Genomic DNA, 21,142 nt, shown 5'->3' with positions numbered 1-21,142 from the left:
AGTTCATGTTAATACTACCCAATTAAAGTAGATTACTAATTAAAAATACAACTGGAGGTGTGAGCCTTACTATGTTAAGGCCAACCATTTGGACATAATAAACTTGTTCATCATTGCTATCCTTATCGCGCTAACTGCATTTTTTGTTGCGGTAGAATTTGCGATTGTAAAAGTAAGAGGTACACGTATCGATCAATTAATGAATGAAGGAAAAAGGGGAGCACAGTCTGCCAAACAGGTAGTAACACACTTGGATGAATATTTATCGGCCTGTCAGCTTGGTATTACCGTTACCGCGCTAGGGATAGGCTGGCTGGGGGAACCAACTGTATCAAAACTGCTTGAACCTTTATTTAATCTTGTTCATATCAATCATTCAATATCCCATATATTATCCATGGTTATTTCCTTTGCCCTAGTGACATTTATTAATGTGGTTGTCGGGGAATTGGCACCTAAATCTTTTGCCATACAGAAAGCTGAAACGGTTACTCTTTTATTTGCTAGACCGATGATCTGGTTTTACAAATTGTTTTATCCCTTCATCTGGCTGCTTAATACTTCCTCGAGGAAGATTACGGGGCTATTCGGGCTTAAACCAGCCTCAGAAAACGAGTTAGCCCATTCAGAGGATGAATTAAGGATAATTCTTTCTGAAAGTTATCAAAGCGGTGAAATTAATGAATCAGAATTAACCTATGTAAATAACGTATTTGATTTTAATAATCGGATTGCCAAAGAAATTATGGTTCCTAGAACTGAAATGGTAGGTATTTCTATCGATGATCAGCCGAAAAATATCCTTTCGCTCATGAAAGAACAAAAATATACACGCTATCCCGTTATTAACGGTGATAAGGACAACATTATTGGTATTGTGAATATCAAAGATATCTTAACCACAAAAATATCGAATGACATTGTAAATAAGAAGTCGATTAAGCCTTTCGTCAAACCGGTCATTAGCGTAATTGAAACGATCCCCATTCAAAATTTACTGTTGAAAATGCAAAAGGAAAGAACCCATATGGCCATCCTTTTAGATGAGTTCGGGGGTACTTCGGGTATTGTTACGGTTGAAGATATCCTTGAAGAAATTGTTGGGGAAATCCGCGATGAATTTGATGCAGATGAAGTTTCTGAGGTCCGAAAGATCAAGGACCAGCATTATATTATCAGCGGTAAAGTTCTTATTGAGACAGTCAATGACCTTTTGGGTACATCGATTTCAAATAAGGATTTAGACACAATCGGCGGCTGGTTTTTGTCTAAAAAATTCGATGCTGAAATTGGTGATAGTATTGAATTGGACGGATTTTCATTTAGAATAAAGGAAATGGAAGAACATCATATATTATTTATGGAGATACAGAAACTGGCTGAACAGGAGTTAACATTTCCTGAAAAATCGGTATCTTAATGACTAGTAAAACGGACTGAATTTTAAATTCAGTCCGTTTTTAACTTTTTATGGTACGATGTTCCCCGCTGCCTTGTAAATTTGATACCATTCTTCCCTCGTCAATCTGATTTCAGCACCTTTACATGCCGCTTTCATCCGCTCTGGATTGGTTGTGCCAAGTACCACCTGGATGTTAGCAGGATGACGGGTAATCCATGCAGTGGCTATGGCAGTATTCGTTACGTCATACTTTGCGGCAATGGTGTCTACTACTTCATTTAATTTTGGAAAACGATCCAAATCACCTAAAAACGATCCTTCAAAGAAACCGTGCTGATAGGGTGACCATGCTTGCATCGTAATATCATGTAAACGACAATATTCCAAAATACTGCTATCGCGGTTTATCGCTTGGTCATTCTTCATATTTAAGGTAATACCTGAGTCAATCATCGGTGTATGCGCAATACTAAACTGGAGTTGATTAACCACCAGTTTATACGGTATATATTTTTGTAAAAGTTCAATCTGTGCAGGATTATGATTTGAAACACCAAAATACTTCACCTTGCCGCTAGAGTGCAGCTCCTCAAACGCCTCCGCTACCTCGGCAGGTTCCATCAATGGATCTGGGCGATGCAGCAACAGAATATCAAGATACTCTGTTTTTAATCGATTTAAAATCCCATTAACAGACGCAATGATATGTTCCTTCGAAAAGTCAAAATAGCCCTCTGGTGAAATAATCCCGCATTTACTTTGGATAATCATTTTTTCACGAATGCTCGCACTCATTTGAATGGCATCAGAAAAAATCTCCTCACACTTGCCCTTACCCTAAATATCGGCATGATCAAAAAAGTTGATTCCTTCCTCCATTGCTGTTCTGATTAACTTCTCGGATTCAGGCAATGACAGCTGTGTTAAACGCATATTGCCCATAATCATATTTGAAACAGTTAAGTCAGTATTAGCGATGTTTATGTATTTCATTTTGTCCCCTCCTTTTATTTTTTTCTCTTTTATTATACTCTTGTCAGGAGGCACAATAAAATGCAATGCTCTCTAAAAGCACTGCATTTGTTAAAGTGAACATATTACGACTAATGTCCTTGGACTAACTCTTCCCGGTCATCTGCTTGAGGTGGTTCCTCCATCCATCCTTTTCTAATCATTATTTTGGCACCATCCTCAGCATAAAGTGACACTTCCGGTATTAAGGAGGCATATTTCATTCCAATATCCCTTCGCGGACTTGCTGCCATTGACATAGCGTAATTACCAATTCCTGACGTATTCATTGCTGCAATATGAAACATCATTAGCTTGTCAGAAAAAATCCTAGATGTACAATCTGAAACATTTGCATCCGAACTCATCGGAACAGGCAGTTCTTCTTCCTTTAAAAAGTTACTAAAGATATCCATATGATCCCGAGCCATTTGCATCCCTCTTACAAAAAACTGCTTCACGTCTTTGTCCTCAGCTATTTGGGCAAATCCCGTGATCAATGCTCTTCCAATTGCATTCGTTTTTAAATTAAAAAATAAATGGCTGATTTCCACTGAGGTTATGGCCCTTTTCTTACCCAAAAAGCCTGCTAAAAAATGAGTCTGCTTTACAAATTCTACAGAATCAGGTGGTGTGATGTAGGGTGGCTTTATGTATGTTCCTTGTTTCAACAACAAGTTCCGTGTTAAATCCTGTAATTCAATAGCAGCGTTTAGGACACTTTTATGAAAAGTGACTATATCAGGGCGAGTGGCAAGTCCTAAAACACCACCACTCGCCTGCATGGCAATAATTGACATGTGCCTCAGATAGGTTAAGACAAACGTATCAGAAAACAGCTTTGGTGCTTTTGTGTTTACATCTTGGTCGGTAAATCCCATTGGTGTAGGGAAATCCTCTCTTTTAAATATATCCTCCATTATTAATATATTCTTTTTTGCCGTGTTTAAGGTAAATTCAACGATCGGTCGAACCTCCTCGTCCTCCACAGTCTCTAAATAATACCTATTTACACACACTGCCAATGAGTCATTCATATATTGCGTCCATAATCCACTCATTTCGGCAGCTGTTAATGGTATCTTTGATTTGTCCTCCATATGTATACCCACTCCAATGATCTAATCTATATGGAGATAGTATTCACAAATAGAGAAAAATTTATAAATATGATTAATCAACCACTTTTAATACTTTTGCTCTAAACCAAGCAATTGTTTCTTCATCTCTAATCCACCGCGATAGCCTGTGAGTGAGCCATTTTTTCCAACAACACGATGGCAGGGCACAGTAATCAATACAGGATTTGCACCAATGGCCGATCCTACTGCACGGACTGCCGACGGTTTATCGATATGGTTTGCGATATCGGAATAGGACCTTGTCTCCCCAAACGGAATCTCACAAAGTGCATTCCAAACAGCAACTTGAAAATCTGTACCTTGATAATCAAAAGGGACAGAGAAATTCTTCCGCTTCCCCTCGAAATATTCAATTAGTTCCGTTACATAAGGCTCTAGCTCCTCCCTATCTTCCACAAGAAGCGCCCCTGGAAACTGCTTTTCCGCCCATATGGTCAATTCCTCAAATGACTTGTTCAGTGCCCCAACGTAACATAGTCCTTTGTCTGTAGCAGCTATATTTAGATTCCAATCCTTAAATGTAAGCAGCGACCAATATATCGTCATCTTATTCTTTGGTTTCATAACGTCGTTCCTCCAATCCAATTACTTCGGAAATGGTTCTCCTACTGAAATTTCCTATTTTCAATTGATCCACCTCTAGTTTCTATTATAACCTTCGATTAGACTGTAGGTAAGCATACAGGATGGAAAGGCAAGAAATCGAAAGTAATTTTTGTGATAATAGTAGTAGAAATTAACGTGGAGGCATTGAAATGAAAGAAGATAAACAAGATTGGCAGGAGATCGATGAGAACATTCACATCAACCTACCAGATGATTTTAATAGTGAGGCCAACCTTGACTATTTAGTGCGCAATAAAAATGAGTGTCTGTTTGAGGTTGAGAACGAAATGATCACGAGGGTGATTGTCGTTGGCGAAACACGAACTTTAGTACAAATACACGTGAATGACAGCAATCAAATGGTCGTCAGGTTCTTAATCGTGTCCAGACCTCTAAACCGGTCGCAGCGCGCTGAAGTCGTCCAATATATTCGTGAATGGTTTGATCTCGATCGCGATTTAACACCATTTTATGCTATGGCAAAAGCAGACCCACTACTTAAGTGGCCTGTCCAACAATTTTATGGTTTACGTGTAATCGGAGTGCCCGATTTATTTGAGGCCCTTTGTTGGGGAGTTTTAGGGCAGCAAATCAATCTAGCATTTGCCTACAGCTTAAAAAGACAATTTGTTGAAAAGTTTGGTGATTCAATCAAATGGAATGGGAGGATCTATTGGATCTTTCCAACTTGCGAACAAATTGCCCTCTTAACACCTGCAGATTTGGCTGATATTAAAATGACATTGAAAAAGAGTGAATACATCATTGGCATTGCCCAATTAATGGCCAGCGGTAAATTATCAAAAGAAAAATTAATGAGAATGGAAAACCTTAAAGAAGCTGAAAAAGGTTTAATTACTATCCGCGGAATTGGTCCATGGACAGCGAATTATGTAATTATGCGCTGCTTACGTAATCCCTCGGCATATCCGATTGATGATGTCGGACTGCACAACGCCATTAGGCATCTAACCAAGGCGATGAATAAGCCTACGAAGGAAGAGCTTTTGAAGCTTTCTATACGCTGGGAGGGCTGGCAATCCTATGCCACGTTTTATCTATGGCGTGTTCTATATTAAATAAAGCGTTGTACCATTAATAACAAGAAATTCTGGATTACCCGATGTTTAAGGGGTGCCCATTATCTGGTATGTGTAATTGGATGATTCATTAGAATCACATTTTAGTATTCTTAATCGTGCGTTAGTTTTGTTATAATATACTTCAGTATGGGATTGCCGAAAGAAGGAAACGGCAGTATTACATATATAAAAGCCAGAATCTATTTTGATCCTGGTTTAAAAGTAAGCAAAAAGTGAGGCAAAAATTTATGATTTCCTTTTTAAAAGAAAAGACATCTAATTTATTTACAGGATATTTTGCCTTAACCATGGCAACTGGGGCTTTGTCTATTTCTTTATTTCTCCTCGACGTTCACTTCATGGCAAAAATTTTACTTTATGCAAATAGTTTATTTTATATTATTTTATGGATATTAACTATATTGCGATTAATATGGCATTTTCCGAAGGTAATAGCGGATCTAACTAGCCACGAAAAGGGTCCAGGTTTTTTCACACTTATTGCTGGAACTTGTGTTTTTGGCTCCCAATTAATCATCGTTGGAGACGTTTTTCACCTAGCAAAATACTTGTGGTTTTTTTCTATTTTCTTGTGGCTACTTATCATGTATTCCTTTTTCTTTTCTGTAACCATTAGGAAGGAAAAACCCAGGATTGCTCAAGGGATTAATGGTGCATGGTTAATCGCTGCTGTTGCTACGCAATCGGTATCTGTTTTAGGAACACTATTATCTCCACATTTTACAAATGGGAAAGAAATTATTTTATTTTTTACATTCTCCATGTTTTTATTAGGCTGTATGTTATACCTAAACATTATTGCATTAATCTTTTATCGATTTACATTTGTTGATTTTAAACATGAATCACTAACACCCCCTTATTGGATTAATATGGGTGCTGTTGCTATCGCGACATTAGCCGGGTCAAACTTAATTTTAAATGCCAAACATTCAACACTATTGACTGAGGTTATTCCATTTTTAAAAGGGTTTACACTATTTTATTGGATTACGGGAACCTGGTGGATCCCATTGTTATTCATACTGATGATTTGGAAATATATTTATGAAAAAATTCATATAACATATGACCCACAGTTTTGGGGTATGGCGTTCCCTTTAGCTATGTATACAACTTGTACCATTCAACTTTCCAAGGCATTAGAATTTCCCTTCCTAATGGTTGTACCTAAAATAATGATTTTTATTGCGATAACCGTTTGGATATTAGTGTTTTTAGGGCTTATTAGATCGTTCTTCATTAAAAATAAAATCAATACATACCCAAGATAACCAAACAAAAGACCTAGATGCTACTAGGTCTTTATTTATTGTTCCGAAAGTACAATGTGAGAGGATGAAAGGGTAGACCCCTATTACGAACTTCCTAAAAATGAAAACCAGATTTAGGATTAAAAAGAGGTAGAACAGATTTTTAGACCGGGAATTGATAAGTAACGAACTGAAACGAAAGCATAATAAAAGACGCTACTCTTTAAAGTAGCGTCTTAAGTGATGACCTGTGAGGGATTCGAACCCACGACCCCTTCCCTGTCAAGGAAGTGCTCTCCCACTGAGCTAACAAGTCGCTTATTAAGTACAAATTTAATTATAGTAAAAAAACCAAAAATGTCAATAGCCATTTTCTTTTAGCATGATTAAAAATCTCCCTACGAATAGAACGTACATTCCTAATTAACTTGAATAAAGAACTAACGTTCGGTTATAATGGTATTATTGATAATCGAAGGAGTGATCCAAAATGGATGGACTTTTAATCAGATCAATCGAAGAACATATGCCATTGGAGATGATATACCTTGCAGAAAACCAAGAATTATCACAGCGCAAACTCATTGTAAAGGAAGTTCATGATGACTACATTCGCGCCTATTGTTTGACACGGAAACAAATGCGGACCTTTAAGCGCGAAAATATTTTATCGATTATGCCTGACTCTCGTTCGATTCATCGCTACCTTCATTAAACCTGCCTGCCCACACATCCACCAACCCTTCACCTTCTGAAAGCATTTCCACAACGATTATGGTAAAATGCATTTGTACTATTCGAATCATGGGGGGAATTGTCGTAATGGAATTTCCAAGAGGCACAATCAAAGAACTTACCTTTCAAAGTAACGAACTTGGAGAAGAAATGCAGCTCCTTATTTATCTGCCTGCAAACTTCTCGCCGCTCTATAAATACTCGCTGCTAATCGCTCAGGATGGACGGGATTATTTTCAGCTTGGTCGAATTGGTCGATTGGCAGATGAGTTTCTTTTTGAACGGGAAATTGAAAATATTATTATAGTTGGGATACCCTATAAGAATGTGGAGGACCGCCGACGAAAGTACCACCCGGACGGTGAGCAAAATCAACAATACATACGGTTTCTTGCGCATGAATTAGTGCCTTTTCTTGATAAGGAATTTCCTACCTACCATATGGGCTCGACAAGGGCACTAATTGGTGACTCTTTAGGGGCAACCGTCTCATTAATGACTGCGCTTTATTACCCGCATACCTTTGGGAAAGTGCTGCTACAGTCTCCTTTGGTTAACGATAAGGTATTGAAATTAGTCGATGAGTTTAAAGAGGCACAGCTAATCGAGATTTATCACGTTATTGGCACACAAGAAATAGAAGTAAAAACTACCGATGGAAAAACAAGTGATTTCTTAAGCCCCAACCGACAGCTTTCCAAAGTGATGACGGAGAAACCTTTTACCTATTTTTATGAAGAATTTAGGGGCAATCATACATGGACATACTGGCAGCCGGATTTAAGACGAGCCCTTAAAATGCTGTTTTAGTCTAACAGACATTACATTAGTACTAAAGTCATTTTATATATTTTGAAAATTTGCTATAATAACAAGAAGTCCTATGTTATTTTACTAAAATATTTTAATTCAATGGAGGTAAACGTATGAAATTTGGTGTAGTTATTTTCCCATCCAAAAAGCTTCAAGACTTAGTGAATTCTTATCGCAAACGCTATGACCCACATTATTCCCTTATTCCTCCACATGTAACGATAAAGAATGGTTTTGAAGCTCTTGAAGAGGATGCCAAGGAATATGCTGATAAATTACGGCAAATCGCTGGCAATACAAAACCTTTCACCTTAAAAACATCTAAAATTAGCTCTTTTCAACCTGTAAATAATGTTATCTATTTTAAAATAGAGCCAACTGAAGAACTTTTAAACTTGCATGCTGAGATTAAACAGGAATTTAACGAACAAACGTCAGACTATGCCTTTGTGCCCCATATTACAATTGGACAAAAGCTTTCCAATGATGAGCACTCCGATGTGTTTGGTTCACTAAGGATGACTAAAGTGAATCACGAAGAAACGGTGGACCGCTTCCATTTACTTTATCAATTGGAAAATGGATCATGGACTGTTTATGAAACTTTTCGTCTGGGAAAGGAATAGGTTATGGTGAAAGTTAAGATTGTCGAGAATCAAAATGAACTTGAAGATGCTTTTTCTGTTAGAAAGATTGTTTTTGTGGAAGAACAAAATGTTCCGCTTGAAGAGGAAATCGACCAATTCGAGGATGTAGCCACTCATTTTGTCATGTACCAGGAAGGTGCTCCTGTCGGTGCCGGCAGATTTCGGATTGTTGACGGCTATGGGAAAGTGGAACGAATTTGTGTGATGAAAGAAGCCCGAAAGACAGGTACAGGCAAGGCGCTTATGAACGAAATAGAAAGCTATGCCCAAATGCAGGGATTACACAAATTAAAACTTAATGCCCAGACACAAGCCATTCCCTTCTATGCTAGACTTGGCTATGAAGTAGTCTCAGAGGAATTTATGGATGCAGGAATTCCCCATCGAACGATGATTAAAGAAGTTTAACCTCTACACTTGCCAATCCGTGGCAAGTGTTTTTTCTATTTTTGGATAATAAAGCAAACACTTTCCGTTCCCCACCTGTTTTGTTATGATAGAACATGTCTTACTTCAAGAAATAGAGGTTTAAATATGAAAACAGCTATCTATAAAAATCAAACTATTGATCTAACTAAACTAGCACGGGATCAATTTCAAAAAATATATCTTGCTGGAAAAAATAATGAGCTCCACTGCCCTTGTTGCAATGAGAAGGTGCGTATGTATCTTGGAATCTATGGTAACCCATATTTTTTCCATCCTCACTCGCCGGAAAGGCATTGTCCGGACCCGCTCCCTCCCATTGTTAAAATGGATGATCATGAACAACACCATATCGAAAGGAACGGATTTAAGATCCCGCAGGGCAGAACCATTACAGCGTCCCCTACAGATTTAGAACTCTTCAAACCTGCAAAACACATTGAATACACTGTCCCTTTTAACCAACCAATTGGGAATATCCCTCGTGATTATCCACCCTATTTACAGCAGCTTGCTGAAAATGGGACCGTCCTTGATCAAAGTCAGGCAGAAGCCGTCATGGAAACCGAAGGCTCGTTATTAGTCCTTGCAGGTGCTGGAAGCGGGAAGACCCGGGTGCTCACAGCACGTACGTCCTATATGCTGAATGAAAAACAAATCGATCCAAGTTCTATCATGCTTGTCACCTTTACTTCAAAGGCCGCCGCTGAAATGAAGAATCGTTTGCAGTCGTATCCAAATATGAAAAGAGAAACAATCAATCGCATCGTTACCGGCACGTTTCACAGTATTTTCTATCGGATCCTTATGTTCCATGATGGTGCAAATTGGTCATCTGACAAGCTGCTGAAAAAAGAATGGCAGCGGGATAAAATTTTGAAGGCCGCCGGTAAAGAGCTTAACCTATCTGAAAAGGAATTTGCCTATGACTTAGTGTTGCAGCAAATTGGCTTCTGGAAAAACTCACTTCTGTTTCCAGATGAGGTACAGCCCATAACCGAGTGGGAAGAAAAGGCTGCATTCCTTTATCGAAAGTATGAGGAATATAAACAACAGGAAGGACTATTTGATTTTGACGATATGCTTATAGGCTGCCATCAGCTTCTAAGGAATACTCCTGACCTGCTTGAACAATATCAAAATCGTTTTCATTACTTTTTAATTGACGAGTTTCAAGATATAAACAAGGTTCAATACGAACTCATTAAACTACTTTCTGGTAAACATCGAAATGTATGTGCTGTTGGCGATGATGATCAAGCGATTTACTCCTTTAGGGGAAGTGATCCCACCTATTTGCTTGAGTTTGAAAAAGACTTTCCATATTCTAAATTGGTTACCTTAGACCAAAACTATCGATCTTCCCATGAAATTGTCGCAGCCGCCAATCAAATGATTGCTGCGAATAAAGTGAGAAGAACAAAGAAGATGAAGGCACAATTTTCATCTGGAGCGCTGCCAATGTTATTTTTCCCTTACGATGAGGAGGAAGAGGCAACCATGATTGCCACAGATATCCAAGAGCAGATTGCGAAGGGAGCAAACCCTGGGGATTTTGCGATTCTTTATCGGACAAATGTCGCCTCACGGTCAATATTTGAACGATTGGCCAGCTCAAATCTGCCGTTTAAAATTGACCAGGATGCAGAAAGCTTTTATGACCGCTATATTGTCAGAAGTGCCCTTTCCTTTTTAAAGATTTGCTTAAAGGAAGATGACCCACAGGCGCTCGCAGATATTTTGCCGTTATTATTTTTAAAACAAACAGTTCTTAAAGATATTAAAGCAGAGAGCATCCTCAAAGATTGCAGTTTTCTTGAGGCCCTGTCACACTTGAAAACTGCACACGTCTTTCAAGAGAAAAAGTTAAAAAAGACCGTAACCCTGATACGTGGCCTGAAGCATTTGTCCCCCATTTCAGCCATTGAAAAGATTGAAAAAGACATTGGGTTTCTTGATTTTTTAAAGAAACGGGGTAATGAATCGAGTAAACTTGAAAAGGGTTCCGATGATCTTAAGGACCTTAAAGTGGCTGCAAAAAGCTTTACATCTATCGAGGCATTATTAGTTCATGCAGAGCATATGTCAGCCATGAACAAGGAAATTAAGAAGTTAAGCAAGCATTTTACGGATGCGATCAGCCTTAGCACCATCCACAGGGCAAAAGGACTTGAGTACCAAACCGTTTATATGGTTGGGGCTGTAGATGGAAGCCTGCCACATGATTTTGCCCTTGAAGCTTACCGAAATGGCGATTTTACAGCGCTCGAAGAAGAGAGACGATTATTTTATGTAGCAATGACCCGTGCCAAAGAGCAGCTTTATATCTCCTTACCAAGCAGCAGACGAGGAAAAAAAGCAAACCGCTCTAGATTTCTAGCACCCATTAACAAAAAGAAGAAGACCGATTCCTAAAATTTAGGATTGGTCTTCTTCTTTTTATTTCTTATTCATCATGTTAGCAATTGTATTAAAATCAAGCTGCTTCCCATCATTAATGATAGATTTCACAATTTGATCTTCCATGTCCTTACTTACCGGTTTATTAGCAATTTGAGACACTCTGCGAATCACATTACGGACTGTTTTTTCATCTTTAAAATTTGCATTCTGTAAGGAGTTAGCTAAGTCAAAGATGTCTTTCATATTAACGCCCGTTTTCTTTTCGATGTTTTTAAAGAACCCATTATCCATGTTCAAAACTCACACTCCTTCATAAACTACTTTATTGTATGAAGGAAAAAGAAAATTGTGAATAAAGGGGAAAGAAAGGGCTGGCCACTTTTTCAGGCCAGCCCCCCCCATCTAAATAAGCTTACTTATTAATAGAAGCTTGCACCGACAATGATTAAAAGGATGAACAATACAACGATTAATACGAAAGTAGAACCTCCGTAGAAACCGCCACCGCCGTAGCCGTAGCCGCCATATCCAAAGCACATAGACTGTCACCTCACTTAAGTAATCTCATTAATAACATATGAAATGACTTAATAAAGTGTATAGGCATGACAACCTATTCGAAAAGGTAGAAAAAAAATGTACTTTTACCCTTTTGGTTTAAAAATAAGGGCCCCAATAAATCCAAATATAATGGCTGCGGAGATTCCTGAACTTGTTACTTGAAACATCCCTGTTAATACACCAATAATTCCATGTGCTTGTGCATCCTGCATCGCTCCATGCACTAAGGCATTCCCAAAACTGGTGATGGGAATGCTTGCTCCTGCTCCGGCAAAATCCACTAATGGTTCATATAACCCGAATCCATCCAAAACTGCTCCGATGACAACAAGCAGACTTAAGGTATGGCCCGGAGTTAGTTTTGCAACATCAAATAAAAGCTGCCCTATCACACAAATTAACCCGCCAATCACAAATGCCCAAAAGAACATTGCCAGCATTTACCTCACCCCTTTTCTTCATTCAACTCTATTGCAACAGCATGGGCAATACATGGAATGGATTCATTTTGCTGAAAACTGAGCGGCGACAATAATGCCCCCGTAGCGACAACTAATATTCGTTTATAGGTACCCTTTTTTAACTGATTAAGAAGATGTCCATATAAAACAGTAGCTGAGCACCCTGCACCGCTTCCACCGGACTGAACCGGTTGATCCTCTTTATACATTAATAATCCGCAATCCTGAAATTGTTTTCTTTGCAAATTCAAACCGCTTTTGTTGAGCAATTCAAATGCCGTATCGTGGCCGACTCTCCCTAGATCACCGGTAACGATTAAATCGTAGTAGGATGGATCCAATTGCAGGTCGCGGAAATGAGCCATGATTGTATCTGCCGCTGCCGGTGCCATTGCCCCGCCCATGTTAAACGGGTCTGATAGTCCCATATCAACGACCTTTCCGATGGTTGCTGCGGTTGTCACTGGATGCTGCTTACCTGGTTCATTCGGCTCTACAAGTGCTACACCGGCACCTGTAATCGTCCATTGCGCTGTCGGTGGCTTTTGGCCACCATATTCAGTCGGATAACGGAACTGCTTTTCTACCGCAGCATTATGGCTAGAGGCACCTGTCAGTACGTATTTTGCCCCTTCATAATTTACGACAAAGGATGAGAGTGCCAAACCCTCCATGGATGTGGAGCAGGCACCGAAAAGACCAAAATAGGGAATTTGCATCGTTCTTGCTGCAAAGCTGGTTGGCGTAATTTGATTAATTAAATCCCCGGCAAATAAAAATTGCACCTGCTCTTTTTGAATATTCCCCTTTTGTAATGCCACTTTTATTGCCTCTTCAAGCAATAAACGATGAGCCTTCTCATACGACTCTTTTCCCATCCATAGGTCCTCAAATAATAAATCAAAATCATTTGCCAATTTTCCATTTGCCTCAAACGGTCCGCCTGTAACGCCTGTGGCTGTGATCATTGGCCGATTGGCGAATACCCATGATTGATGCCCTCTTAGCAATTACAACACCCCCCAAATGATGAGTAGCGTTTTAATTAATGCAACCACAAATGCAGAGAATACGCCGAAGAGGATGACGGAACCTGCCAGTTTAAACATATTCCCGCCCACGCCCAGCACAAACCCTTCTGTCCGATGCTCAATCGCAGCTGAGATCACAGCATTTCCAAAGCCGGTAACTGGCACAGCACTCCCTGCACCTGCAAATTGTCCCATTCGATCATAAACTCCCCATCCCGTTAATAGCATCGAGAAAAAGACCATCGTTGCCACGGTCGGATTTCCAACACTCTGCTCAGTAAAATTAAAAAAATATATGTAAAAATAACTGACTGCCTGACCAATAGCACAAATGAGGCCGCCAACTAAAAATGCCTTGATGCAATTCTTTAGAACTGGTCTCTTTAACTCATGCTTTTGCTGCAGCTGTTGATAGTTTCGCTGCTGCGGGGTCATGTTTTGTTGCTGCTCCTTGTTCGCCATCTTCATTCTCCCTTCTTACTTTATGTCTTCCGTCATTTTGACGATTTCCTTAAAGCGTTTTTCGGCATCGTGCTTTGAAAAGTTTTTGGAATGCATCTTTTCATCCAGCCTCACGGTTTCAAGAAAAATTTTATAGTCGCTTGATACTGTAAATTCTTCTTTCGGAAACTTTTTCTTCAACTTTTTGGTTACTCCCTTTTCGATTTTTTTCATTTTAAATCTGTGTAAATGCTTTACCTTATAAGCAACAAGAGTATCCCCTTTTCCTTTCACAACAGCGATATCGTAAAGTTCCGGAAAAGTACTGACCACCTCTTTAATCTCATTGACCTTGTGGTTCTTCTTTGTTTTGTCCGTCATAAGAGGAGTGGGATTTGTTGTCTTTATCAACGCTAGTTGACTGTCCTTTTCTTGTTGCTTATTGTTACAAGCTCCTAATAAAAATAAACAAGTGACCAAAATCAATCCGTATCTAGTGATCATTTTATCCCTTTCCTTGTCCCATTTTTTATACTGACTAGTACTATCTAGTTTTTTCGACATTCGCGGAAATTATGACTGGATAACAAATTTTTGCGCTTCATCAAAAAAAACTGCCGGATTACCAGCAGTTCTTCCCTTACTTGGATGACTTTTTACCGCACCCGCAGCCCTTTTTCCTCTTTGTGTTTGAGGATTGGATGGTTTTTGTTCCCTTGCTTTGCTTTTTGTTGTTCATGTTTCCACTCTCCCCTGAAATTCTTTTTCTACTAGTTAGAATATGAAACGGATAAAAGTCTTGTCTCAGCGAAAGAATTAATTTTTAAATAAAATATTGTACGAATACCTCTACGATTGCAGCCAAGCCGGCAACCGCTAATATAAGGATGATTGGCGTTGAAACGGCTGGGGATATATAATAAAACACGATAATGAGGGCTGCCGCCCAAATTCCTGTACACCAGTAGCAGCTGAGCAGTTCACCCATAAATTTCTTAAATCCTGTTTTTTTAGGAAGGTAATAAACATCTTTTTCTCCCTCTTCATTCTCTTCCACTACTTCATCGAAAAATGGCTCGCGAATAAACTCGGTAATTTTATCGAAAACAAGTAATCTTGTTAGCCGAAAGCTCGAAAGTGAAAATATAACAAAGCTTAAAAAGGTTATTTTCATCCCAAATTGATCCTTTCTATGTGAAATTAACCAAACATCCGCCTAATTTTGCCAAACAAGGCAATTGTCCGTAACCCAAAAGCGGTCTGTGAAATATGTTAGTAATGTAAGATATATCACGGAATAAGGAGGAAAAATAAATGGGTTGTGGAAATAATAATAACGATTTTCGCACTGGTAACTGTGTGTGTGAAGTAGTTCGTGCCATTAAAGATATACAAGATAATGCCGTAGAAGAAGAATGTGCAGAGTGTTCCAGTTGTTTTACGGAGCCTTTAGGATCAATGGTGTCGCCTGCTAGGAGAGAGCCTGTTGATACACGGGTGTTTGTATTAAGTACAGCAGACGGGTCACCGTTTCATGCATTTTTAACACACGAGGGCAATGCTTGTGTATCCATCTACTTCCGCGTAGAAGAGGTATTCGATAATTGCTGTGCCACACTTCGCGTGTTAGTACCTGGACACCGCGATAGCAGCGGACACTTTGCTCCAGTAAACCTTGTTTCAAGCAGCGATAAATGCTGTGTTGACCTTACAAAGGTTTGCCAGGTTGAAAGATTCCGCGCAAGCAGAGATTGCATCACTGTTGACTTAAGCTGCTTCTGTGCAGTCCAATGCATTGCCGACGTTAACCTAGGTTTATGTGATTAAGAAGATATCCAATGAAATGAGCCAGTCGGTAAATCGGCTGGCTTCTTTGTTTCCTTGTTTACACTTTTTTTATCCCAATCATCATGACATCCTTTAATTCTTCTATAGGTAAGGTTTTTGATGTTTGATCATGAAATGTTATGGTTACCTGATGCTGATTGTATTCCGCTAGGTATCCTTGATAGTTTCCTTCAACTGTATAAAAGTTGCACGGGACTGGAGGCAGTACTTTTGGAAAATTGATTAGATAGTCTAAACGCTCGGTTAATTCCATCTCCTTAAAGGGTTTTACTCTTTTTAATGAAGTCCGTGATGTTTGCTGTTGCTGTACCGCATGTGGAGTTTCTGCTTTCACTATTTCAATCGGAATTTGCTCTTGGAAAAGCTCCTTTTTTGCAAGTGAAATTTTCTTTAGGGTTTCTTTTCCCTGCGGTACTACTTCCTCTGGTGTTTCCTGCTCTTTCCTGTTTGAATAAACTTCCTGCATGTTGTTGTTTGTTGGAGTCCTTGAAAATGACTGATGGACATATAAAAGCGGACCCCTACTCTTCATTTTCGACATGCATGGCACCTCCTATCGACGTAATTCCTACACTTTATATGTATGCGAAATGCCTATACCGGTTCATAAGGTTTTTTCACTTAGTAAAAGAATATATAATAAGAGCCCGCTTATTTTAAGCGGGCTTGGTTAAAATCGTATTAAAGAATATGGAATCCGGAATCAACGTGAATGTTTTCACCGGTAATTCCACGAGAAAGGTCACTGAAAAGGAATACAGCCGTGTCGCCAACTTCTTCTGGTGAAGTGGTTCTCCGTAATGGGGACTTCTCTTCAATTTCATTTAAAATAGTGTTAAATTCCCCGATAGCTTTAGCTGATAAGGTACGAATCGGTCCTGCAGAGATAGAATTTACTCGAATTCCATATTGCCCAAGGTTTGCGGCTAAATAACGGACGCTGGCATCTAAAGATGCTTTCGCGACACCCATTACATTATAATTCGGAATGGCACGTTCGCCGCCTAAATAGGTTAAGGTCACAATACTGCCGCCTTCCGTCATCAGGCCTTGTGCTTCTTTTGCAACAGCTGTTAAGGAAAATGCACTGATATTTTGCGCAAGCAGGAATCCATCCCTTGATGTGTTAACAAATTCACCTTTCAGCTCCTCTGTTTTAGCAAAGGCAATACAGTGTGCCAGCCCGTGAATCGTTCCCACAGCCTCTTTTATTTCGGCAAAACAAGTGGCAATCGCTTCATCACTAGTCACATCACAAGGTAGAACAAGTGTCCCTTCGGCTTCCAAAGAATTGGCTAATTCGCGAACACTACTCTCAATTCTTTCCCCTGCATACGTAAAAATCAATCTTGCTCCTGCATTATGCAGTGAACGGGCAATTCCCCATGCAATACTTCGTTTATTTGCCACACCCATTACAACATATGTTTTTCCGGTTAAAGAAAGATTCATATTTAAAAGTCCTCCTAGGATAATTACAAGATATTAGCACTTGGTACTAATTTTACACTAATTTCCCACAAATGAAAAGCATGTGATTTTTTAAAACGGTTTCGGTTAGCAGATTTCACAAAACTCCAATTCTCTTTTCAACTCATCTACATATTCCTTCGAGCCCGTTACTATCAAGCGGTCATGCATCTGTAATTCTGTATCACCATGGGGTACGATTGAATCCTTGCCTCTAAAAATCCGAACAATAATGATATCACCCGTAAAGGGGAATTTTCGTAATGACATTTCTTCAAAATATGGATTCTTCATCACAATTTCAAAAAGTCCTTCTTCCTCGTTCGTAAGAATATTCATGAGGGTTGGTGACTCAATTAATGCCCTAAGCAGCGTTTGCGATGATTTAAATGCAGAATACATTTCGATCCCATGCTCACGCAGGCTTTGCTCCAAATCAGGGCTTTCAATTCGGGCAATAACCCTTGGAACGTGATTTTCTTTGGCAGCGATGGAAAGGGTCGCATTTCGGTTCTCATCACCGGTTGAAATGACCACAATTTCTGATTGAAAAACTTTTGTTTGGGAAATGGTATCGAGTGAATAATCCGGGATTTCCACAATATCAAATAGTGAATTTGCAATCTGTTTTTCCGACTTTTCCATTTTTGGATGATAAAGGATCGGATCATATAGACCAGACTTTAACTCCCGCGATACTGGCAATGTAACTTGATTGGCCCCCAAGAAAGCGACACTGACCTTTTTTCCTGCTACCGTCTCTTTAGGGAACAGCTTCTTAAACACAATCGGGGTAAAAATGGATGTGATGACCGCAACCAAAATTAATGTTCCCTTCATATGTTCTGTAATAACCCCTATTCTCTCCCCAATCGTTGCCGCCGCAATGACGAGTGACAGCGTTGAGGTGAGTAAAAAGCCTGAAGAAATAACTGTTTTCATATCATACCAAATTTTCAAGAGATAAACTGGTACAAGCTTTGATAATAACAGTCCGATCAGTAAAAGCGGGATTAACAACAAGAGCTTCTTCTCACTAAATAAGGACCACACATCAAGATTCACACCAACCATCACGAAAAATATCGGAATTAAAAACCCGTAGCCAAAGGAATCAAGCTTATGTACAAGGTCTTGGTTGGGTGATAATAAGGAGACGAGCACGCCCGCTAGAAAGGCTCCAAGAATATTTTCGGCACCGACTGATTCAGATAAACCTACTAAGACGATAATCAGTGTGAACACGGCTCTTGTTCCAATCTGGACAGTCCCAGTTGATAATGTCTCAATAAAGGTGCGATTCTTAAATCTTTTGCCCACAAAATAAAGGACGATCCCGGCAGCGAATAAAATTAACAGTAACCATGTATTTCCGTGCCCTGCTTCATACAGCGAGACAAAAACGGCGAGCAAAATCATCGTGGCCAAATCTGCAATAACTGCAATTAGTAAAATGATTTGCCCGATAACAGTCTTCATTAGGTGCGCCTCCTTTAAGGTGGGCACAACCACTCCTAATGAAATCGTGGAAATGATCAATGTCATTAAAAAGGCATTATCGATAAAGCCTGCGATAACAAACAAATAGGATAGTCCCAGAGAAAAAATAAAGACCCCAGTAAAGATGATGCTCGCTACAACAAAGGTATTAGGTTCCTTTTTTCCATTCGGGAGAATTTCCCGCTTTTTACTCCCCGTGAAGGCCGTAAAATCAATTTCAAGTCCACTTAAGAACATAAGAAAGATAAAGCCAAGTGATGAAAGTGTTGAAAGCCAGACATCCTGATGAACGATATTGAAGCCTGTTTTTCCAATAATTAGGCCCATTATGATTTCGGCAACAACCACCGGGATAAAATTTAATTTAAACCGATGAAGGATAATAGGAGTTAAAAAGGCCATTGTGACAACAACAAGTAAGGAAATGACGGATACGTGTTGTTCCATCTTTGTTTCACCTCTCTCAAATAAGGATTCTGATTAAAAACTAACATTAAAACAAAAAATAATGAATAGGAGGATGCAGCATATGAAAATAGATATAATTGGTGATATCCATGGTTGTTTTAGTGAATTAAAAGAACTGATCTCAAAACTTGGCTACAAATGGGAGACTGGAGGGATTCCTAGCCATCCAGAAAATAGAGCTCTTGGTTTTGTTGGCGACTTAACTGACAGAGGTCCCGAATCATTGAGAGTGATTGAGCTGGTTTGGGAGCTCGTCATCCAGCGGAACCAGGCATATTACGTGCCCGGAAACCATTGTAATAAGCTATACCGCTTTTTTCTTGGGAACAAAGTCCAAATCGCTCACGGTCTCGAAACAACCGTTGCAGAATATGAATCATTATATAAAAAAGACCGGCAATCCATTCGTAAAAAATTTATCGAGCTTTATGAAAAAGCACCCTTGTATGTAGTATTAGACAATCATAAGCTCATTATTGCGCATGCAGGAATTAAAGAAGACTTGATCGGGCAGAAGCATGCAAAGGTCAAAGAATTTGTCCTATATGGGGATATCACAGGTGAAAAACACCCTGACGGTTCACCCGTCAGACGAGATTGGGCGAAATCCTATCACGGAGAAGCCTGTATTGTTTATGGGCATACGCCAGTAAAAGCTCCCCGAATCCTCAACCATACATATAACATTGATACCGGAGCCGTGTTCGGCGGGCAGCTTACTGCATTAAGATATCCTGAAATGGAACTCATTTCGGTCCCTTCTACAATGCCATATGCCGAGGGAAAGTTTAAAGACTTTGATTGAATAGCTTTCTTTTCTACAAATGTTATAGGTTATTCTAACAATTAATCGAAGGATTCTACAAATAATAAGCCTAATTCAACAAAATAGAGGCGATCCCTATAAAAGCGGATCAGCCTCTAAAATATCCCACATATCCTTAGGCAACGGTGCTTCAAATGTCATTTCCTTACCAAGGAATGGGTGTGTAAATATAATTTTTCGGCAATGAAGAGCCTGGCGATTCATCATCGTTGTATCCCCACCGTATAAATCATCCCCAAGCAACGGATGACCAAGGTAGGACATATGTACCCTTATTTGATGGGTTCTCCCCGTTTCAAGCTGTAGCTCTATGTGTGTAAAGGTACGATATCTTTTAAGCACACGATAATGTGTACAGGCGAATTGACCGTCATCCCGGACTTCTCTTTCAATGATACTGTCCTCTTTGCGGCCAATCGGTTCCACAATTGTCCCATTTTCTCCAGCAAGCAGACCAGCTGCAAAAGCCTCATATGTTCTTTTTACCAGCCCGCTCTGCTGCATTTTACTAAATAAATGATGCACGTGCCGATGCTTAGCAATTAATACAATCCCAGAAGTATCACGATCAAGCCGAGTGACGATGTGAGACGTTGCCTCAAGCCCAATTCGCTGATAATAGCCGACAAGTGCATGGGCAAGACTGCCCGAAGGGTGTTCCCTTGAGGGAATCGTATTCATGCCAGGGGGTTTGCAAACTACAAGTAGATACTCGTCCTCAAACAGAATGGTTAACGGGATATCCTCGCCAAGAACTCCAACGCTAGGATGCTCAGCAGGAAACATTACTGTTAGTACCTCGCCCTCCCTTAGCTTGTAGCGGACATTTACCTCTTCTTTATTTACCTGGATACTTCCGCCCTTAAACTTGATATCCGTTAAAGCTGTACGGGAGATCTCCTCATTTTTCAAAAAATCCTTTATTAACAATCCAGCTTGTTCGTTTTCTATAACCCATTTCAACGTAAATCGAGAAGTCATTATAAAGGTACCTC

At 39.6% G+C, this 21,142-nt stretch carries 23 protein-coding genes, 1 tRNA gene and 1 pseudogene; 10 read left to right on the top strand and 15 right to left on the bottom strand.

The window, feature by feature from the left end:
• Positions 1–88: 88 nt before the first annotated feature.
• On the top strand, positions 89–1,420 hold the full coding sequence (locus G6554_RS00210) for a hemolysin family protein (RefSeq protein ID WP_166237635.1): 1,332 nt from the start codon (positions 89–91) through the stop codon (positions 1,418–1,420).
• A 48-nt stretch (positions 1,421–1,468) separates the two neighbouring features.
• Here the strand turns inward: G6554_RS00210 and G6554_RS00205 are convergent.
• The 3 genes and pseudogenes from G6554_RS00205 to G6554_RS00195 all read right to left on the bottom strand — a co-directional run bounded on the left by G6554_RS00205 (position 1,469) and on the right by G6554_RS00195 (position 4,119).
• Positions 1,469–2,395: pseudogene (locus tag G6554_RS00205) on the bottom strand (aldo/keto reductase).
• A 110-nt stretch (positions 2,396–2,505) separates the two neighbouring features.
• Positions 2,506–3,513, bottom strand: coding sequence for a DUF3231 family protein (locus G6554_RS00200; RefSeq protein ID WP_166237634.1), 1,008 nt, complete (start codon positions 3,511–3,513; stop codon positions 2,506–2,508).
• 87 nt (positions 3,514–3,600) lie between these two features.
• A complete protein-coding gene (locus G6554_RS00195) occupies positions 3,601–4,119 on the bottom strand; it encodes a methylated-DNA--[protein]-cysteine S-methyltransferase (protein ID WP_166237633.1) in 519 nt (172 codons plus the stop codon).
• A gap of 191 nt (positions 4,120–4,310) precedes the next feature.
• Between G6554_RS00195 and G6554_RS00190 the strand changes: the two genes are divergently transcribed.
• Together G6554_RS00190 and G6554_RS00185 are read left to right on the top strand one after the other, a co-directional pair.
• Positions 4,311–5,240 (top strand): DNA-3-methyladenine glycosylase family protein, encoded by a 930-nt coding sequence (locus G6554_RS00190; RefSeq protein WP_166237632.1) that lies wholly within the window; start codon positions 4,311–4,313, stop codon positions 5,238–5,240.
• 251 nt (positions 5,241–5,491) lie between these two features.
• On the top strand, positions 5,492–6,538 hold the full coding sequence (locus tag G6554_RS00185) for a tellurite resistance/C4-dicarboxylate transporter family protein (protein ID WP_166237631.1): 1,047 nt from the start codon (positions 5,492–5,494) through the stop codon (positions 6,536–6,538).
• 223 nt (positions 6,539–6,761) lie between these two features.
• On the opposite strand, the gene G6554_RS00180 is transcribed toward G6554_RS00185, so the two are convergent.
• Positions 6,762–6,833: transfer RNA gene (locus G6554_RS00180), tRNA-Val, on the bottom strand.
• A gap of 174 nt (positions 6,834–7,007) precedes the next feature.
• Between G6554_RS00180 and G6554_RS00175 the strand changes: the two genes are divergently transcribed.
• The 5 genes from G6554_RS00175 (at position 7,008) to G6554_RS00155 (ending at position 11,553) form a co-directional block, all read left to right on the top strand.
• Positions 7,008–7,232: a hypothetical protein gene (locus tag G6554_RS00175; RefSeq protein ID WP_166237630.1), complete on the top strand. Its 225-nt coding sequence runs from the start codon at positions 7,008–7,010 to the stop codon at positions 7,230–7,232.
• 107 nt (positions 7,233–7,339) lie between these two features.
• A complete protein-coding gene (locus G6554_RS00170; protein ID WP_166237629.1) occupies positions 7,340–8,062 on the top strand; it encodes an alpha/beta hydrolase in 723 nt (240 codons plus the stop codon).
• 116 nt (positions 8,063–8,178) lie between these two features.
• Positions 8,179–8,691, top strand: a complete 513-nt coding sequence (locus G6554_RS00165) for a YjcG family protein (protein ID WP_166237628.1) — start codon at positions 8,179–8,181, stop codon at positions 8,689–8,691.
• Positions 8,692–8,697: 6 nt separating this feature from the next.
• A complete protein-coding gene (locus tag G6554_RS00160; protein WP_166238109.1) occupies positions 8,698–9,120 on the top strand; it encodes a GNAT family N-acetyltransferase in 423 nt (140 codons plus the stop codon).
• A 126-nt stretch (positions 9,121–9,246) separates the two neighbouring features.
• Positions 9,247–11,553, top strand: a complete 2,307-nt coding sequence (locus G6554_RS00155) for a UvrD-helicase domain-containing protein (protein ID WP_166237627.1) — start codon at positions 9,247–9,249, stop codon at positions 11,551–11,553.
• Between the two features lie 24 nt (positions 11,554–11,577).
• On the opposite strand, the gene spoVIF is transcribed toward G6554_RS00155, so the two are convergent.
• The 7 genes from spoVIF to G6554_RS00120 all read right to left on the bottom strand — a co-directional run bounded on the left by spoVIF (position 11,578) and on the right by G6554_RS00120 (position 15,209).
• A complete protein-coding gene (spoVIF, locus tag G6554_RS00150; protein WP_166238107.1) occupies positions 11,578–11,832 on the bottom strand; it encodes a sporulation-specific transcription regulator SpoVIF in 255 nt (84 codons plus the stop codon).
• Between the two features lie 128 nt (positions 11,833–11,960).
• Positions 11,961–12,080 (bottom strand): YjcZ family sporulation protein, encoded by a 120-nt coding sequence (locus G6554_RS00145; protein WP_166237626.1) that lies wholly within the window; start codon positions 12,078–12,080, stop codon positions 11,961–11,963.
• 105 nt (positions 12,081–12,185) lie between these two features.
• Complete coding sequence (gene spoVAE, locus G6554_RS00140; protein WP_007085455.1) at positions 12,186–12,542, bottom strand: stage V sporulation protein AE; 357 nt, start codon at positions 12,540–12,542, stop codon at positions 12,186–12,188.
• A gap of 5 nt (positions 12,543–12,547) precedes the next feature.
• Positions 12,548–13,573 carry a stage V sporulation protein AD gene (gene spoVAD / locus G6554_RS00135; protein WP_166237625.1) on the bottom strand — a complete coding sequence of 342 codons (1,026 nt, stop codon included), beginning with the start codon at positions 13,571–13,573 and terminating at the stop codon, positions 12,548–12,550.
• A complete protein-coding gene (gene spoVAC, locus G6554_RS00130) occupies positions 13,574–14,056 on the bottom strand; it encodes a stage V sporulation protein AC (RefSeq protein ID WP_166237624.1) in 483 nt (160 codons plus the stop codon).
• 15 nt (positions 14,057–14,071) lie between these two features.
• Entirely contained in the window at positions 14,072–14,539 is a 468-nt protein-coding gene (locus tag G6554_RS00125) for a YhcN/YlaJ family sporulation lipoprotein (protein ID WP_166237623.1), read from the bottom strand.
• Between the two features lie 319 nt (positions 14,540–14,858).
• Positions 14,859–15,209, bottom strand: coding sequence for a DUF1360 domain-containing protein (locus tag G6554_RS00120; protein ID WP_166237622.1), 351 nt, complete (start codon positions 15,207–15,209; stop codon positions 14,859–14,861).
• 140 nt (positions 15,210–15,349) lie between these two features.
• On the opposite strand from G6554_RS00120, the gene G6554_RS00115 reads away from it, so the two are divergent.
• Positions 15,350–15,862 (top strand): CotY/CotZ family spore coat protein, encoded by a 513-nt coding sequence (locus tag G6554_RS00115; RefSeq protein ID WP_166237621.1) that lies wholly within the window; start codon positions 15,350–15,352, stop codon positions 15,860–15,862.
• Positions 15,863–15,920: 58 nt separating this feature from the next.
• Here G6554_RS00115 and G6554_RS00110 read toward each other — a convergent pair whose 3' ends face one another.
• The 3 genes from G6554_RS00110 to G6554_RS00100 all read right to left on the bottom strand — a co-directional run bounded on the left by G6554_RS00110 (position 15,921) and on the right by G6554_RS00100 (position 19,300).
• On the bottom strand, positions 15,921–16,424 hold the full coding sequence (locus tag G6554_RS00110; RefSeq protein ID WP_166237620.1) for a CotO family spore coat protein: 504 nt from the start codon (positions 16,422–16,424) through the stop codon (positions 15,921–15,923).
• 140 nt (positions 16,425–16,564) lie between these two features.
• On the bottom strand, positions 16,565–17,335 hold the full coding sequence (gene fabI, locus G6554_RS00105; protein ID WP_166237619.1) for an enoyl-ACP reductase FabI: 771 nt from the start codon (positions 17,333–17,335) through the stop codon (positions 16,565–16,567).
• 105 nt (positions 17,336–17,440) lie between these two features.
• Positions 17,441–19,300 carry a monovalent cation:proton antiporter family protein gene (locus G6554_RS00100; protein WP_166237618.1) on the bottom strand — a complete coding sequence of 620 codons (1,860 nt, stop codon included), beginning with the start codon at positions 19,298–19,300 and terminating at the stop codon, positions 17,441–17,443.
• Between the two features lie 82 nt (positions 19,301–19,382).
• On the opposite strand from G6554_RS00100, the gene prpE reads away from it, so the two are divergent.
• Entirely contained in the window at positions 19,383–20,126 is a 744-nt protein-coding gene (gene prpE, locus G6554_RS00095) for a bis(5'-nucleosyl)-tetraphosphatase PrpE (RefSeq protein WP_166237617.1), read from the top strand.
• A 96-nt stretch (positions 20,127–20,222) separates the two neighbouring features.
• Here prpE and G6554_RS00090 read toward each other — a convergent pair whose 3' ends face one another.
• Entirely contained in the window at positions 20,223–21,128 is a 906-nt protein-coding gene (locus G6554_RS00090) for an RluA family pseudouridine synthase (RefSeq protein WP_166237616.1), read from the bottom strand.
• Between the last annotated feature and the right edge of the window lie 14 nt (positions 21,129–21,142).

The organism is Bacillus sp. MM2020_4, assembly GCF_011250555.1.
Lineage (GTDB): Bacteria > Bacillota > Bacilli > Bacillales > Cytobacillaceae > Neobacillus.
This window is presented reverse-complemented; position numbering and strand designations above follow the sequence as displayed.